The sequence below is a fragment of the Aminobacter ciceronei genome (assembly GCF_014138625.1).
Taxonomy (GTDB): Bacteria; Pseudomonadota; Alphaproteobacteria; order Rhizobiales; family Rhizobiaceae; genus Aminobacter; species Aminobacter ciceronei.
The window spans coordinates 26426-40882 of sequence record NZ_JACJHY010000031.1 but is presented as its reverse complement, the minus strand read 5'-3'; the positions used below and the strand labels follow the sequence as shown (position 1 = coordinate 40882).

The 14457-nt window shown below is 64.1% G+C and carries 17 protein-coding genes; 15 read left to right on the top strand and 2 right to left on the bottom strand.

Going from position 1 to position 14457, the window contains the following annotated elements; genetic code table 11:
• Positions 1-4 precede the first annotated feature (4 nt).
• From HNQ95_RS25980 to HNQ95_RS25970, 3 genes are all read left to right on the top strand, one after another.
• On the top strand, positions 5-397 hold the full coding sequence (locus tag HNQ95_RS25980) for a DUF6163 family protein (RefSeq protein ID WP_154385617.1): 393 nt from the start codon (positions 5-7) through the stop codon (positions 395-397).
• 318 nt (positions 398-715) lie between these two features.
• Positions 716-1231, top strand: coding sequence for a transcriptional regulator LdtR (gene ldtR, locus HNQ95_RS25975; RefSeq protein ID WP_154385581.1), 516 nt, complete (start codon positions 716-718; stop codon positions 1229-1231).
• A gap of 313 nt (positions 1232-1544) precedes the next feature.
• A complete protein-coding gene (locus HNQ95_RS25970) occupies positions 1545-2798 on the top strand; it encodes a L,D-transpeptidase family protein (protein ID WP_067962998.1) in 1254 nt (417 codons plus the stop codon).
• Here HNQ95_RS25970 and HNQ95_RS25965 read toward each other — a convergent pair.
• On the bottom strand, positions 2782-3372 hold the full coding sequence (locus HNQ95_RS25965) for a hypothetical protein (protein ID WP_210289172.1): 591 nt from the start codon (positions 3370-3372) through the stop codon (positions 2782-2784). The two genes, HNQ95_RS25970 and HNQ95_RS25965, sit on opposite strands and share 17 nt — an antisense overlap.
• Before the next feature lie 247 nt (positions 3373-3619).
• Between HNQ95_RS25965 and glyA the strand changes: the two genes are divergently transcribed.
• From glyA to HNQ95_RS25910, 11 genes are all read left to right on the top strand, one after another.
• On the top strand, positions 3620-4921 hold the full coding sequence (gene glyA / locus HNQ95_RS25960) for a serine hydroxymethyltransferase (protein WP_067962994.1): 1302 nt from the start codon (positions 3620-3622) through the stop codon (positions 4919-4921).
• Between the two features lie 126 nt (positions 4922-5047).
• Entirely contained in the window at positions 5048-5512 is a 465-nt protein-coding gene (gene nrdR / locus HNQ95_RS25955; RefSeq protein WP_067962991.1) for a transcriptional regulator NrdR, read from the top strand.
• Positions 5513-5515: 3 nt separating this feature from the next.
• On the top strand, positions 5516-6640 hold the full coding sequence (gene ribD, locus HNQ95_RS25950) for a bifunctional diaminohydroxyphosphoribosylaminopyrimidine deaminase/5-amino-6-(5-phosphoribosylamino)uracil reductase RibD (RefSeq protein WP_067962988.1): 1125 nt from the start codon (positions 5516-5518) through the stop codon (positions 6638-6640).
• Positions 6640-7257, top strand: a complete 618-nt coding sequence (locus HNQ95_RS25945; protein ID WP_182575623.1) for a riboflavin synthase — start codon at positions 6640-6642, stop codon at positions 7255-7257. The genes ribD and HNQ95_RS25945 overlap by 1 nt, the downstream gene beginning before the upstream one ends.
• Positions 7258-7384: 127 nt before the next feature.
• Entirely contained in the window at positions 7385-7849 is a 465-nt protein-coding gene (gene ribH, locus HNQ95_RS25940) for a 6,7-dimethyl-8-ribityllumazine synthase (RefSeq protein WP_067962980.1), read from the top strand.
• Positions 7846-8346 (top strand): transcription antitermination factor NusB, encoded by a 501-nt coding sequence (gene nusB, locus HNQ95_RS25935; RefSeq protein ID WP_067962978.1) that lies wholly within the window; start codon positions 7846-7848, stop codon positions 8344-8346. The genes ribH and nusB overlap by 4 nt, the downstream gene beginning before the upstream one ends.
• On the top strand, positions 8343-9545 hold the full coding sequence (locus tag HNQ95_RS25930; protein ID WP_067962975.1) for an MFS transporter: 1203 nt from the start codon (positions 8343-8345) through the stop codon (positions 9543-9545). Before nusB ends, HNQ95_RS25930 begins: the two co-directional genes overlap by 4 nt.
• Before the next feature lie 173 nt (positions 9546-9718).
• Positions 9719-10627, top strand: coding sequence for a glycine betaine ABC transporter substrate-binding protein OsmF (gene osmF, locus HNQ95_RS25925; RefSeq protein WP_154385577.1), 909 nt, complete (start codon positions 9719-9721; stop codon positions 10625-10627).
• Between the two features lie 116 nt (positions 10628-10743).
• Positions 10744-11958, top strand: coding sequence for an ABC transporter permease (locus tag HNQ95_RS25920; protein WP_182575604.1), 1215 nt, complete (start codon positions 10744-10746; stop codon positions 11956-11958).
• A complete protein-coding gene (locus HNQ95_RS25915) occupies positions 11955-12893 on the top strand; it encodes an ABC transporter ATP-binding protein (protein ID WP_154385575.1) in 939 nt (312 codons plus the stop codon). Before HNQ95_RS25920 ends, HNQ95_RS25915 begins: the two co-directional genes overlap by 4 nt.
• Entirely contained in the window at positions 12890-13636 is a 747-nt protein-coding gene (locus tag HNQ95_RS25910; RefSeq protein ID WP_154385574.1) for an ABC transporter permease, read from the top strand. Before HNQ95_RS25915 ends, HNQ95_RS25910 begins: the two co-directional genes overlap by 4 nt.
• A 5-nt stretch (positions 13637-13641) precedes the next feature.
• On the opposite strand, the gene HNQ95_RS25905 is transcribed toward HNQ95_RS25910, so the two are convergent.
• Positions 13642-13953, bottom strand: a complete 312-nt coding sequence (locus tag HNQ95_RS25905) for a hypothetical protein (protein WP_210283861.1) — start codon at positions 13951-13953, stop codon at positions 13642-13644.
• On the opposite strand from HNQ95_RS25905, the gene HNQ95_RS25900 reads away from it, so the two are divergent.
• Positions 13952-14446 carry a DUF2165 family protein gene (locus HNQ95_RS25900; protein ID WP_154385572.1) on the top strand — a complete coding sequence of 165 codons (495 nt, stop codon included), beginning with the start codon at positions 13952-13954 and terminating at the stop codon, positions 14444-14446. The genes HNQ95_RS25905 and HNQ95_RS25900 overlap by 2 nt on opposite strands.
• Positions 14447-14457: the final 11 nt, after the last annotated feature.

Below are 14457 nucleotides of genomic sequence, written 5' to 3'. Positions count from 1 at the left end.
CGAGATGCATCCGTCGGCGATAGAAAGCGCCTTCGCCCTGTTCCTGCGTGTGGTGGCCGGCTACTGCCTGCTGTTCGGCATCCTCTACTGGGTGCGCCTGATCGGTCTCTATGACGGCCCGCTCTGGCGTTTCGACCTGATGCCGATCCACTGGCAGGTCGCGGCGGTGACGCTGTCGGTGTTTTTCCCCTTTGCCGCCATCGGCCTGTGGATGCTGTCATCCTGGGGGCCGGTCATCTGGTTCATCTGCGCTGCGACCGAAGTCGTGATGTATGCCGGTTTCCCCGAACTGTTCGGCAACAGGCCGCTGATCGTCGTCTCCCACGTCGCGGTGGCATTGATCTACGCGGCCTTCCGCGTTGTCCTGCACCTGAAAAGGCGCCGCGCCGCGCATTAGGGCGTTTCCGCTTTCCTTCGGACCGCGGACGATCTCCGTCATTTTTTGTTTCGCGCAACTCCGGGCGGAATGCCGCCTCACGGCTTTCCTGGAATTGCTCCGGCCAACGCTTTCAGTGCGTTGGCCGACACTCCGTAAAATACAAGGTTAATTATTCTTACTCGAAGTGGGTTTCGTTAACCCTCTTTCGAAACCTGTCCTCGGTAAGCCCTTGTTAAGCCTGACGTTTAAGTCGAATTTTATGGGTATTCGATAAGTTCGCGATCAAGGTGACATCAAACAAAAAAGTCACCAGGCGAAAACAGAGAGGCAAAGACAATGATCAATTCGCGTCAGGCGGCCAAGCCCGCCATGGTTTCCGAGGACCGTAACGAAGCGATCCGTTCGCTTTACATGGAATCCCTGCAGCTTGTTGAAAGACTTCATCGTCGTCTTCTTGACGTTATCAAGGATGAGTTCGATCGCAACGGCCGCAGCGACATCAATGCGATCCAGGCTCTGCTGCTCTTCAACATCGGCAATGCGGAACTGACCGCCGGCGAATTGCGCTCACGCGGCTACTATCTCGGCTCGAACGTCTCCTACAATCTCAAGAAGCTTGTCGAGCTCGGCTTCATCAATCACCAGCGCTCGCGCATCGACCGTCGCTCGGTCCGTGTCAGCCTGACGCCGAAGGGCCAGGACGTGGCCGAGGTCGTTGCCGGCCTCTATGACCGCCATGTCGGTTCGATCGAGCATGTCGGCGGTATCAACACCGACGAGTTCAAGCAGATGAACCGCGCCCTGCAGCGCCTCGACCGCTTCTGGAACGACACCATCGCTTACCGCATGTAAGCGTTTCCACCCAAAAGGAACGACCTCCAGTCGCAGGGCCGGTTGCAGAAATGCACCGGTCCTTCCTTTTTTAGCGCGCCGACATCCAATGGAAGGTGCGCCAGCCATGTTGCCGCCATATTCGAATGACTATCGGAAAAGCTGTGATGTGCCAGATCTGCCTGTTCGGCCGTCAGCAACCCGTGCGATGAAGTCGCGTTTCACGTGTCGGTGATGCCGGGTTATGGTTGGCTAATTGTTAAGTATGGCCGTCATATCGTCGTCGCGGGAGTTTTCCTGCCGGTTGTGTTGCGCGAATATGTCTGGAACGTCCATGAAAACTAGCCGCCGTTTCTTTCTCTCCGGTGCCGGCGCGATCGCCATGGCAGCCTTGTCGGGGGCAGCCAGTGCCCAGGACGTGATCGGCGAAGTTCTCGGCTCGTCGCGCCGCGGCAACTGGGACGACCAGTTCGATGCCCGCGTCAGCCAGGGCGCCAAGGTCGCCAGCACGCTGCCGGTGTTCACCGCGCAGACGGCAGCCTTTACCCAGCAGGCGATTGCCCAGTATCAGAACATCGTCGCCCAGGGCGGCTGGCCGGTCGTTCCGGCGACCAAGAAGCTCCGCCTCGGCGTCGAGGATCCCGATGTCCAGGTGTTGCGCAAGCGCCTGATGATTTCGGGCGACCTGTCGCCGCGCGCCGGCCTTTCCGATTCGTTCGACACCTATGTCGATGCCGCCCTCAAGCGCTTCCAGGCACGCCACGGCCTGCCTGACGATGGCGTCATGGGCCAGTACACCTATGCGGCGATGAACATCAGCGCCCAGATCCGCCTCGGCCAGCTCGAGACCAATCTCGGCCGCATCCAGGCCCAGGCCGGCACGCTCGGCCAGCGCTATGTCAACGTCAACATTCCGGCCGCCCAGGTCGAAGCGGTCGAGAACGACCGCGTCGTGCTGCGCCACACCGCAATCGTCGGCAAGGTCGACCGCCAGTCGCCGATCGTCAATTCGAAGATCAACGAGATCATCGTCAATCCATATTGGAATGCCCCGGTGTCGATCGTCCGCAAGGACATCATCCCGCTGATGCGCAAGAACCCGAACTATCTGACCGACAACAAGATCCGCCTGTTTGCGCCGGACGGCAGCGAGGTCGATCCGATGAATGTCGACTGGTCGACCGAAGAGGCAGCCAAGTACCGCTTCCGCCAGGATCCGGGCGCCAACAACGCCATGGCGTCGGTGAAGATCAACTTCCCGAGCCCGGATGGCGTCTACATGCACGATACGCCGCAGCAGAGCCTGTTCGGCAAGCTGATGCGCTTCGATTCCTCGGGCTGCGTCCGCGTCCAGAACGTGCGCGACCTCGTCACCTGGATCCTGCGCGACACGCCGGGCTGGAGCCGCTCGCATTTCGAGCAGGCCATCAAGTCGGGCGAAAACACCCCGGTCCCCGTCACCAACCCCGTGCCGGTCTATTTCACCTACGTCTCGGCATGGTCGACCGGCGATGGTGTCGTGCAGTTCCGCGACGACATCTATGGCCGCGACGGCGTCGACGAGCTGCAGATCACCTCGGCTCTCTGACCGGGCCGCAGCGACCTTTCGAAAGGCCGTCCCTCGGGGCGGCCTTTTTCGTATCGGTGCCGACATTGGCGAATGGATGCTGCTGCTCGTCCGCCGAGAAGAAGTGCACTTCCATCAGCACCGGCCCATCCGGACCCCGGAAGAACAACAGCCCGGCGTTTGACGCTGTCCTGAACTCTTTGACAATTTCGGATGCGTCGTTGCGATCGAACTCCTGAAACTTGACGCCAAGAGAGTCCAGCAAGGTCCGGGCATCGGCAAGCGCAAGCCCGGGCTGGACGCGGCCCAGCTCCACCTTGATCCCGCGTGCGAGGCGGATGCGTGTCTTCTTGGGTGACGGTTCGCCTTCCGGCGTGTCCCAAAGTTCCACCCAGAACCTAGTCACGACAACCTGGTTGTCGCGTGCCTGAAGATTGATCTCGAAGTCAGCGTAACCAAGCTGGCACGAGAAGAAGCTTTCGTTCGCAAAGTCCCAGCGATCGGGTGTTCCGAGGAAGTACCCGATTTTCCCCAGCGTGCTGTCAGGCCAGAGCGGGCTTTGCTGCTCGCCGCGCAGCATCAATTCGAGCGACATCTTTTGCATGGCGGCATACTGCTTGGCGGGCCTTGCAGGTCAAGCTCATCGCAAGGCGGTGCCGGTGTTATCCCGCGCTATCGCTCCGTGGACCCGCCCCTTTTTCGGTCGCAGTGGCCGTTTGGTCCAAATGCGACCACGAAATTTCGCACCGCACGTGGCGACGCTGGGGCAAGTATGTTAATGGCCGCCGAACTTCCCCGATGCCCCTCCGGACCAGTCCCCGGAACAGCAAGGATCAGAACCGATGGCCGCTTCGAAACACCTCGAAACCTTCTTTGGAACCCCGCTCGAGGAGGCTGATCCCGAGATCTTCGGCTCGATCCGCAACGAGCTCGGTCGCCAGCGCCACGAGATCGAGCTGATCGCCTCGGAAAACATTGTTTCCCGCGCCGTGCTCGAGGCCCAGGGCTCGATCATGACAAACAAATATGCCGAGGGTTATCCCGGCAAGCGCTATTATGGCGGCTGCCAGTTCGTCGACGTCGCCGAAGAGCTCGCCATCGAGCGCGCCAAGAAGCTGTTCGACTGCAAGTTCGCCAACGTCCAGCCGAACTCCGGCAGCCAGATGAACCAGGCGGTGTTCCTGGCGCTGCTGCAGCCGGGCGACACCTTCATGGGCCTCGACCTGAATTCGGGCGGTCACCTGACCCACGGCTCGCCGGTCAACATGTCCGGCAAGTGGTTCAAGGTCGTCTCCTATGGCGTGCGCAAGGACGACAACCTGCTCGACATGGACGAGGTCGCGCGCCTTGCCCGCGAGAACAAGCCGAAGCTGATCCTCGCCGGCGGCACTGCCTATTCCCGCATCTGGGACTGGAAGCGCTTCCGCGAGATCGCCGATGAAGTCGGCGCGTATCTGATGGTCGACATGGCCCACATCGCCGGTCTCGTCGCCGGCGGCGTGCATCCGTCGCCGCTGCCGCACGCCCATGTCGTCACCACCACCACGCACAAGTCGCTGCGCGGTCCGCGCGGCGGCATGATCCTGACCAATGACGAGGACATCGCCAAGAAGATGAACTCGGCCGTGTTCCCCGGCCTGCAGGGCGGCCCGCTGATGCATGTCATCGCCGCCAAGGCCGTTGCCTTCGGCGAAGCGCTGAAGCCCGAGTTCAAGACCTATGCCGCCAATGTCGTTGCCAACGCCAAGGCGCTGGCCGCAAGCCTCAAGGACACCGGCCTCGACATCGTTTCGGGCGGCACCGACAACCATCTGATGCTGGTCGACCTGCGCCCCAAGAATGCCACCGGCAAGCGCGCCGAGGCAGCTTTGGGCCGCGCCAACATCACCTGCAACAAGAACGGCATTCCATTCGACCCGGAAAAGCCCTTCGTCACCTCGGGAGTGCGTCTCGGCACCCCGGCAGGCACCACGCGTGGCTTCGGCGAAGCCGAGTTCCGCGAGATCGGCCAGCTGATCACCGAAGTGCTGGACGGCCTCAAGGTCGCCAATTCGGACGAGGGCAACGCTGCCGTCGAAGCGGCGGTCAAGCAGAAGGTCGTCAGCCTGACCGAGCGCTTCCCGCTCTATCCCTATCTCGGCTGATCCGGGGCCATAAGGGCCTTCCACATTTCGAAGCCCCGTGCCGGTCATCCCGGCATGGGGCTTCTGCTTTTCCGGAGGATGCATTAAGCCTTTTCCGGTCGGGGATTCGAATGACAAGGCTGAACGATGCGCTGCCCATATTGCCAGTCTGAAGACACGCAGGTGAAGGACTCGCGTCCGGCCGAGGATGGTGCCGCGATCCGTCGCCGGCGCATCTGCCCGGTCTGCGGCGGCCGCTTCACCACCTTCGAGCGGGTCCAGCTGCGCGACCTCGTCGTGCTCAAGAAGACCGGCCGCAAGGTGCCTTTCGACCGCGACAAGCTGGCTCGCTCGGTCGAGATCGCGGTGCGCAAGCGCAATGTCGATCCCGAGCGCATCGAGCGCGCCGTGACCGGCATCGTCCGCCAGCTCGAAAGCTCCGGCGAAACCGAGATTCCGTCGGGCGAGATTGGTCGCCTGGTGATGGAGGCGCTGAAGACGCTCGACGACGTCGCCTATGTCAGGTTTGCATCCGTCTACCGCAATTTCCGCGAGGCCAAGGACTTCCATGAGGTGCTGGGCGAACTGAAGGGCGACGAGGAAGCCAGCTGAACGATGGTCGATATCAGTGCATCCGGGCAAGACAGGACAGACCGCCGTTTCATGGCAGCCGCAATCAGGCTGTCGCGCAAGCATCTCGGACTGACATCGACAAATCCGGCGGTCGGCACGCTCATCGTCCGTGATGACGGCAATGGGCCCGTCATCGTCGGCCGCGGCGTCACCGCCATTGGCGGGCGGCCGCATGCGGAAGCCGAAGCACTCGCCGAGGCGGGTCAGCTGGCGCGCGGCGCCACCGCCTATGTCACGCTCGAGCCCTGTGCCCATCACGGTCGCACCCCGCCTTGCGCCAACGCGCTTGTCAACGCGGGCATTACCCGTGTCGTCGGCGCCGCCAGCGATCCCGACCCGCGTGTTTCCGGCAAGGGCTACGCGATCCTTCGCTCAGCCGGCATCGAGGTCAAAGAGGGCGTTCTGGCCCGCGAGGCCGCCGACCAGCTCGCCGGTTACATGAATCGTTCGATGAGAAAGCGCCCGGAAGTGATTCTGAAGCTTGCGCTTTCCGCCGATGGCATGATCGGCCGCCGCGGCGAGGGGCAGATCGGCATCACTGGCGAGATCGCCCGCCGCCAGGTCCATGTCATGCGCGCCGAATGCGAAGCCATCCTGATCGGCATCGGCACCGCCATCGCAGACGACCCCGAGCTCACCGTGCGCCTGCCCGGGCTGCGCGGCCGTTCGCCGGCCCGCATCGTGCTCGACCGGCTCATCCGGCTGCCCGCGACTTCGAAACTGGCGCGCTCGGCCTCCGACGTTCCGGTCATCGTCGCCGCCTGTTCCGAGAGCCACGCCGCCAACAGGGCGGAGCTGGAACGCGCCGGGGTGAAGTTCCTGGCCACCGAGACCTATGATGGCCGCGTCGCCCTTCCGGAGCTGCTCGAGGATCTCGGCAACCAGGGCATGTCGCGCATCATCGTCGAAGGCGGCGCCGACACCGCGCGCGCCTTCCTCGACGAGGGGCTGGTCGACCGTATCGCACTGTTCTACGGCCCCGAGGCCATCGGCGCCGACGGTATTGCGGCCCCCATTGGCCGCGACCATATACCGGCAGAGTTCACGCTCGTGCGCGAGGCGCGCTACGGCGAGGACAGCTTCGCCGAATGGATAAGGGAAATCTGATGTTTACCGGGATCGTCACCGACGTGGCCACAGTCGCGTCCGCAGCCCAGCTCGACCAGGGCGTGCGCCTGCGTATCGACACCGCCTATGATCCGAAGACCATCGACATCGGCGCCTCGATCGCCTGCTCCGGCGTCTGCCTGACCGTGGTCGCGCTGCCCGAGGCAACCTCAAACGCCCGCTGGTTCGAGGTCGAGGCCTGGGAAGAGGCGCTGCGACTGACCACGGCGAGCGACTGGAAGGCCGGCAGCAGGATCAATCTCGAGCGGGCGCTGAAGATCGGCGACGAGCTCGGCGGCCACATCGTCTCGGGCCATGTCGACGGCATGGCCGAGATCATCGCCCGCGAGGACGAGGGCGAAGCGGTGCGCTTCCGCCTCGAGGCGCCGCGCGAGCTGGCCAGGTTCATCGCACCCAAGGGCTCGGTTGCGCTCGACGGAACGTCGCTGACCGTCAACAAGGTCGAGGCCACCCGCTTCGACGTGCTGCTGATAAATCATTCGTTGCAGGTGACGACCTGGGGCGAGCGCAAGGTCGGCGACCGGGTCAATCTCGAGATCGACACCATGGCGCGTTATGCCGCGCGCCTGGCCGAGGCGGCAAGGGAAGGGCTCTGACGCCGGGCGCTGACGCCGGACACTGGCGCCGCTCGCTGGACAGCGGTTTCCTGCCACAGGCCTTAACACTTCGCTTGCGAACTCATCCGGTTCGGCCTAAGTCAGCCGCTCCTGCCGGAGATTTTGCATGGCCAACGACAAGAAACTGAAGCTCCTCATCGTCGAGGCGCGCTTCTACGACGACCTTTCGGACGCGCTGCTGGACGGCGCCAAGGCCGCACTCGATGCCGCCGGCGCGGGCTATGACGTGATCACGGTTCCCGGCGCGCTTGAAATCCCGGCCGTGATCTCGTTCGCGCTCGATGCGGCCGACGACGAAGGCACCCATTATGACGGTTACGTCGCCCTCGGCACCGTCATCCGCGGCGAGACCTATCATTTCGACATCGTCGCCAACGAATCCTGCCGCGCCATCATGGATCTGTCGGTCGGCGAGTCGATTGCCATCGGCAATGGCATTCTGACGGTCGAAAACGACGACCAGGCCTGGGCGCGTGCCCGCCGCACCGAAGGCGACAAGGGTGGCTTTGCCGCGCGCGCGGCCCTGACTATGATCGCCGTGCGCGAAAAACTCGGAGCAGCCCGCTCGTGACGTCTTCCGAAGATAACGGCCAGCCGCCAGTCCGCCACGCCAACAAGCGCGGCGCTGCCCGTCTGGCCGCCGTCCAGGCGCTCTACCAGATGGACGTGGCCGGCAGCGGCCTGCTCGAAATTACCGCCGAATACGAGGCGTTCCGCCTCGGCAAGGAAGTCGACGGCGCGCTCTACCGCGAGGCCGACGCCCAGTGGTTCCGCGCCATCCTTGCCGGCGTCGTCGAAAATCAGAAGGTCGTCGATCCTGTCATCCGCCAGTCGCTGACCGAGGACTGGCCGCTGTCGCGTCTCGACTCGACACTACGCGCCATCCTGCGCGCCGGCGTCTATGAATTGATGAAGCGCCAGGACGTGCCGGTGGCGGTGATCGTGTCGGAATATGTCGACATCGCCAAGGCATTCTACATCGAAGACGAGCCCAAGCTCGTCAACGCCGTACTGGATCGTGTCTCGCGCAAGCTGCGCGGCGAAGGCAAGGGCAAGGACGCATTATGACCGGTGGCGAACGCGAAGCGCGGCGAACTGCCTATATTCTCGCCGCATCGCAAGCCATCATCGGTTCCGCCGCCCCGATCTCCTTCGCCATCGGCGGTCTCGCCGGCTACTATCTGCTCGACGCCGACAAGTCGCTGGCGACCCTTCCCATCACCGGCTTCAGCCTGGGTCTGGCGATCGGCGCCTTGCCAGCGGCGGCCATCATCCGCAGGATCGGCCAGCGCAGCGGCTTCATGTTCGGCACCGCCGTCACCGCCATCGGCGGCGCGGTCGCCACGCTCGCGCTGTTCCGTGCCGAGTTCTGGCTCTTCGTCTTCGGCCTCGTGCTGCTTGGCGCCGGCGGTGCCTTCGTCCAGCAATTCCGCTTCGCCGCCGCCGACAATGCGCCGCCCCAGTTCAAGGCCAATGCGATCTCCTTCGTGCTCGCTGGCGGCATCATCACCGCCATTATCGGGCCGCAGATCGTCATCTTCACGCGCGAGCTGTTCGCGCCTGTGATGTTTGCCGGCTCCTTCGCCTCGATCATCGGCCTGGCCGCCGTCGGCGCCATCATCCTGTCCTTCCTCAGGGTCAAGGAACCGGTTCACGATCACCAGGCGGCTTCGGAGGCCGGCGCGCGGCCGCTGAAGGAGATCGTCACCGAACCACGTTTCGCCGCTGCACTCACCTGCGCCGTCGGCAGCTACACGCTGATGAGCTTCGTCATGACCGGCGCGCCCTTGGCCATGGTCGGCTGCGGTTTCTCGCCTGACGAGGCGACGCTGGGCATTTCCTGGCACGTCATGGCGATGTTCGGTCCCAGCTTCTTCACCGGCCGCGTCATCCAGCGTTTCGGCGCCGAGCGTGTCGTTGCCTTTGGCCTTCTGCTGCTGATCGCCTGCGCCATCGTCGCCCTGTCGGGCATCGCACTGTGGCAGTTCTGGACGGCTCTGATCCTGCTCGGTCTCGGCTGGAATTTCGGTTTCATCGGTGCAACGGCCATCGTCTCGACGGCCTATCGCCCGTCCGAGAAGAGCAAGGTCCAGGGTTTCCACGACTTCGTCCTGTTCGGCGCCGTTGCCTTCGCCTCGCTGATGTCGGGCGCGGTCTACAACGCCTATGGCTGGGACACGCTCAACTGGATCGTCTTCCCGGTCAGCGCCATCTGTCTCGCGGCGCTGGCCACGCTGTCCCTGGCGCAGCGCCGGCAGCCCACCTGACAGGCTGCTCCTGACAAGACGTTGTCGGGAGGAGGTCCTCCCGATTTTCTTTGATATTCAGAAAAATATTGCGCTGCCCCTGCGCATTGTGAAACCGTATGCCCCGACGGACGCTGGGTCGCCATGCTCATATGCGGCCACCGGAATCCTGAAGTGAGAAGGGGCTTTTCATTATGTACAAGAAATCCATCGCGGCTGCGGCGATCGCGCTCGGCCTCGCCACGGGTGCCGCGAGCGCCCAGGTGGTGGTGTCTTCCAAGATCGACACCGAAGGCGGCGTGCTCGGCAACATCATCAAGGCAGTGCTCGACGCCAACAACATCGCCACCACCGACCGCATCCAGCTCGGGGCGACGCCCGTTGTGCGCAAGGCGATCACCGCAGGCGAGATCGACATCTATCCCGAATACACCGGCAATGCGGGCTTCTTCTTCGAAAAGGCCGACGATCCGCTGTGGAAGGATGCCGCCAAGGGTTTCGAGACCGCCAAGAAGCTCGACTATGACGCCAACAAAATCGTCTGGCTGTCGCCGTCGCCCGCCAACAACACCTGGGCGATCGCCCTGCGCAAGGACGTGGCCGAGGCCAACAAGCTCGCCACGCTCAGCGACTTCGGCAAATATGTCGCCGGCGGCGGCACCGTCGTGCTGGCCGCGTCGTCCGAATTCGTCAACTCGGCCGCAGCCCTTCCGGCCTTCCAGACCACCTATGGCTTCACCCTCAAGCCCGAACAGCTGATCACGCTCTCCGGCGGTGATACTGCTGCCACGATCGGTGCGGCCGCCAACCAGACCAACGGCGCCAATGCTGCCATGGTCTATGGCACCGACGGCGGCATCGCGCCGTCCGGCCTCGTCGTGCTCGACGACGACAAGGGGGTGCAGCCGGTCTACCAGCCGGCGCCGATCATCCGAGAGGCCGTGCTGAAGGAGCATCCGGAGATCGAAACGCTGCTCAAGCCGGTGTTCGAGAAGCTCGATCTGGTCACGCTGCAGGAGCTCAACGGCCGCGTCCAGGTCGGCGGTGAGCCAGCCAAGGCCGTCGCCGAAGATTTCCTGAAGAAGAACGGCTTTCTGAAGTAAGCTCTTCCGGCGCGTGCTCTCTTACGGCGCCGAGCGTCCTTTCCGGACGCACGGCACTGCAAGACAGGAACTCGGTGAATGATCCCGTGCGACAATCGCCATCGATTGTCGGGGTCATGCATCGGGGTGCGCGCCAGGGGAGCCGGGGACGCATCGCAGTCGTGAGCATCAGGTTCGACAAGCTTGGCGTGGTGATCGCCCTGATCGCCTGTTATGGCGCCTTCTCGGCGCCATTTGCCATTTTCCGCGCCAACCGCATCGTCGCTGGCGAGCCGCGTTCGATCATCGAGGCCCTGCCGCAGCCGCTCGGCGCGGTTCTGCTTGCCGTTCTGGTTGCAGCCGGCCTCATTGCCCTGTTCAGGACGCCCCTGGTGGCACGGCTTGGCGCCGCCGCTGTGACGCTTGCGTCGCTCGCATTGCTCATCGGCGTCGCCGGCAGCCACCTGACCCCTGAAGGCAACACCTTTGCCCGGATATCGCCGGCCTCCGGCTTCTGGCTGCTGATCTTTGCCTTCACGCTTCTGCTCGCCGATGTCCTGACCCGACTACAACTGTCGCCGGTCGGGCGCGTTGTCGTGCTCGGCATCGGCGCCGCGGCAATCTGGCTTCTGCTCGCCTCGGGCCAATGGGACAGTCTGTCGATCCTCAAGGAATACGCCAATCGCGCTGACAGTTTCTGGAACGAGGCGCGGCGTCATGTCGAACTGGCCCTCGGCTCGCTTTTTGCCGCCACCCTTGTCGGCCTGCCGCTCGGCATCCTGTGTCACCGTGTCCAGGCGCTGCGGGACGGCGTGCTCAACGTGCTCAACATCATACAGACCATTCCGTCGATTGCGCTGTTCGGCATCCTGATCGCGCCGCTCGGCTGGGTCGCCGCCAATGTTCCCGGCGCCTCAGTGCTCGGCATTCGCGGCATAGGTGCTGCACCGGCCTTCGTCGCGCTGTTTCTCTATTCGCTGCTGCCGGTGGTCGCCAACACCGTCGTCGGTCTTGCCGGCGTGCCGCGTGCAGCCAATGACGCGGCGCGCGGCATGGGCATGACGGGCTGGCAGCGGCTGAGCGGCGTCGAGTTCCCGCTCGCCTTTCCCGTCATCCTGACCGGCATCCGAATCGTGTTGGTCCAGAACATCGGCCTTGCCACCATCGCCGCGCTGATCGGCGGCGGCGGTTTCGGGGTCTTCGTTTTCCAGGGCGTCGGCCAGACGGCGATGGATCTCGTCCTGCTCGGCGCCGTGCCGACGGTGGCGCTTGCCTTTGCCGCCGCCATCATTCTCGACGCAGTGGTCGAAACAGTCGCGACCCGCAAATCCACCGAAGTGGCTGCCGCATGATCGAAATCGACCACATCACCAAGCGCTACGGCGAGACCACTGTCGTCGACGACGTCTCGATGGTCATCGAGCCGCGCACGGTCACCGTGATCGTCGGCACCTCCGGTTCGGGCAAGACGACGCTGTTGCGCATGATCAACCGTCTGGTCGAGCCGAGCTCCGGCACGATCAGGCTCGACGGCATAGACAACCGCTCGGTGCCGGGCCATGAGCTTCGCCGCTCCATCGGCTACGCCATCCAGGGCAATGGTCTGTTTCCGCACCGTACCGTGGCGCAGAACATCGCCACCGTTCCCGCGCTGCTCGGCTGGGACGCCGCGCGCATCAAGGCGCGGGTCGACGAGTTGCTGGCCTTGCTGCAGCTCGATCCCGCAGCCTTTGGCCCGCGTTATCCGCATGAGTTGTCGGGTGGCCAGCAGCAGCGTGTCGGCGTCGCCCGCGCGCTCGCCGCCGAGCCCAACGTGCTTCTGATGGACGAACCTTTCGGCGCGCTCGACCCGATCATCCGCACCAAGGCGCAGGAAGACCTGCTCGCGATCCAGAAGCGCTTCGGCACCACCATCATCCTCGTCACCCACGACATGGAGGAGGCGGTTCACCTCGGCGACCGCATCGCCGTCATGGATGCCGGCAAGCTCGTCCAGTATGCGACACCGGCCGATATCCTGGCCAATCCCGCCAGCGATTTCGTCGAGACGCTGATTGGCGCCTCCGACCGTCCGTTCAAGCTTCTGTCGCTCGGCACCGTCGGTGATGCCGTCGAGCCGGGACCGGCGGCAGGCGAGGGCATCCGTGCCGGGGCAAGCCAGCGCGACGCGCTCGCCGAGCTGTTGTGGTCGGGACGCCCCGCCATGCCGGTGACGGGCGAAAATGGTGCTGCCCTTGGCCGCGTGACGGTCGAAGGCCTTGTGAAACGTGCCGCGAGGCCGCAATGAGGGCCTGGCTTCCGCTGCTGCTGCGCCTGTGCCTGCTGGCGCTGCTGGTGGCGTTCCTGAGCAATCCGCTGTGGTTCGAGCCGCTGCTCAGGCCGCTGACCCAGAATGGCGCGCCGGCGGTCTACAACCAGGGCAGCCTGCTGTCTCTGGCGCTGCTGCACCTGCGCACCGTCGCCATCGCCACCGCTGCGGCGATCGTCGTTGCGGTTGCACTCGCCATCCTTGTCACCCGGCCAATCGGCGCCGAATTCCTGCCCCTGTCGCGCAGCCTGGTGAATATCGGCCAGACATTTCCGCCGGTCGCGGTGCTGGCGCTTGCCGTTCCCGCCGTCGGCTTCGGCGAGAAGCCGACGCTGATTGCGCTGTTCCTCTACGGCCTGCTGCCGATCTTCGAAAACACGCTGACCGGCCTCACCACCACGCCGCCCAGCATCGTCGAGGCGGCCCGCGGCGCCGGCATGACCGGCTGGCAGCGCCTCACCAAGGTCGAGCTGCCGCTTTGCCTGCCGGTCATGCTCGCCGGCATCCGGCTGTCGGTCGTCATCAGTCTCGCCACTGCCACCATCGGCTCGACCGTTGCCGCAAAGACCCTCGGCGAGGTCATCATCGCCGGGCTGCAATCCAACAATCTGGCCTTCGTCCTGCAGGGCGGGCTGATCGTCGCGGCCCTTGCCGTTCTGATCTATGACGCGCTGTCGGCGCTGGAGCGCATGGCGGCGCGGCGCATGGGGCAGGTGGCCTGAGCGGCCTACCGGCCACGCGCCGGATAGTCGAGCGTGATCTCGAGCCGGTTGCCCGCTGCACCAACGATCCAGCGGCGGCGCAGCACGGCAAAGTCGTGACTGGCGCCGTTTGCCGACACCGTCACCACGTCGCCCGTCTGGCACTGTGGCGAAAGCGCAAGCGTGCCGAGCACACCCTCCAACCCCGCCTTGCCGGCATGGATCCGCGCCGAGCCGGTCAACGTCACGTCGATCGTCTCGGCAGTTGCGCCGCCGCCGAGACTCGGTGATTGATCTGGCTGATGCCCCGGTCTGCCATTTGAAGGAGTTTTTGCCATGGTTTGGCGTCTCTCTAAGATCGTGATGTGTCTTTGTCTTGCAGCTTTCGCCTTTCTGGTGGCGTTCGGCAATATCACCGACTACGGCTCCAACTTCGCCTTCGTCCAGCACGTCCTGAGCATGGACACCACTTTCCCGGGCAACGCGCTGATGTATCGCTCGATCACCAGTCCGACATTGTGGACCGTCGGCTACTGGTTGATCATCTTCGGCGAGGCGCTGACCTGCGTGCTGTTCCTGATCGCCGCGCTGCAACTCTGGCAGGCACGCAAAGGTTCGGGCCGGCAGTTCGATGACGCCAAGGGCTTCGTCGTCATCGGCGCCACCATGGGGTTCCTGGTCTGGTTCCTGGGCTTCATGGTCATTGGCGGCGAATGGTTCGCCATGTGGCAGTCGAGCACATGGAACGGCCAGGACGCCGCCTTCAAATTCTACATGACCATGCTGGCGGTGCTGATCTTCGTCAATCAGCCGGATCGTGATCTGGCCTGATGCTCCGAAAA

Coding starts and splice junctions, on each gene's coding strand:
- HNQ95_RS25980 (WP_154385617.1), top strand. CDS start 5: ATGCATCCGTCGGCGATAGAAAGCGCCTTCGCCCTGTTCCTGCGTGTG.
- ldtR (WP_154385581.1), top strand. CDS start 716: ATGATCAATTCGCGTCAGGCGGCCAAGCCCGCCATGGTTTCCGAGGAC.
- HNQ95_RS25970 (WP_067962998.1), top strand. CDS start 1,545: ATGAAAACTAGCCGCCGTTTCTTTCTCTCCGGTGCCGGCGCGATCGCC.
- HNQ95_RS25965 (WP_210289172.1), bottom strand. CDS start 3,372: ATGTCGCTCGAATTGATGCTGCGCGGCGAGCAGCAAAGCCCGCTCTGG.
- glyA (WP_067962994.1), top strand. CDS start 3,620: ATGGCCGCTTCGAAACACCTCGAAACCTTCTTTGGAACCCCGCTCGAG.
- nrdR (WP_067962991.1), top strand. CDS start 5,048: ATGCGCTGCCCATATTGCCAGTCTGAAGACACGCAGGTGAAGGACTCG.
- ribD (WP_067962988.1), top strand. CDS start 5,516: ATGGTCGATATCAGTGCATCCGGGCAAGACAGGACAGACCGCCGTTTC.
- HNQ95_RS25945 (WP_182575623.1), top strand. CDS start 6,640: ATGTTTACCGGGATCGTCACCGACGTGGCCACAGTCGCGTCCGCAGCC.
- ribH (WP_067962980.1), top strand. CDS start 7,385: ATGGCCAACGACAAGAAACTGAAGCTCCTCATCGTCGAGGCGCGCTTC.
- HNQ95_RS25930 (WP_067962975.1), top strand. CDS start 8,343: ATGACCGGTGGCGAACGCGAAGCGCGGCGAACTGCCTATATTCTCGCC.
- osmF (WP_154385577.1), top strand. CDS start 9,719: ATGTACAAGAAATCCATCGCGGCTGCGGCGATCGCGCTCGGCCTCGCC.
- HNQ95_RS25920 (WP_182575604.1), top strand. CDS start 10,744: ATGCATCGGGGTGCGCGCCAGGGGAGCCGGGGACGCATCGCAGTCGTG.
- HNQ95_RS25915 (WP_154385575.1), top strand. CDS start 11,955: ATGATCGAAATCGACCACATCACCAAGCGCTACGGCGAGACCACTGTC.
- HNQ95_RS25910 (WP_154385574.1), top strand. CDS start 12,890: ATGAGGGCCTGGCTTCCGCTGCTGCTGCGCCTGTGCCTGCTGGCGCTG.
- HNQ95_RS25900 (WP_154385572.1), top strand. CDS start 13,952: ATGGTTTGGCGTCTCTCTAAGATCGTGATGTGTCTTTGTCTTGCAGCT.
- HNQ95_RS25905 (WP_210283861.1), bottom strand. CDS start 13,953: ATGGCAAAAACTCCTTCAAATGGCAGACCGGGGCATCAGCCAGATCAA.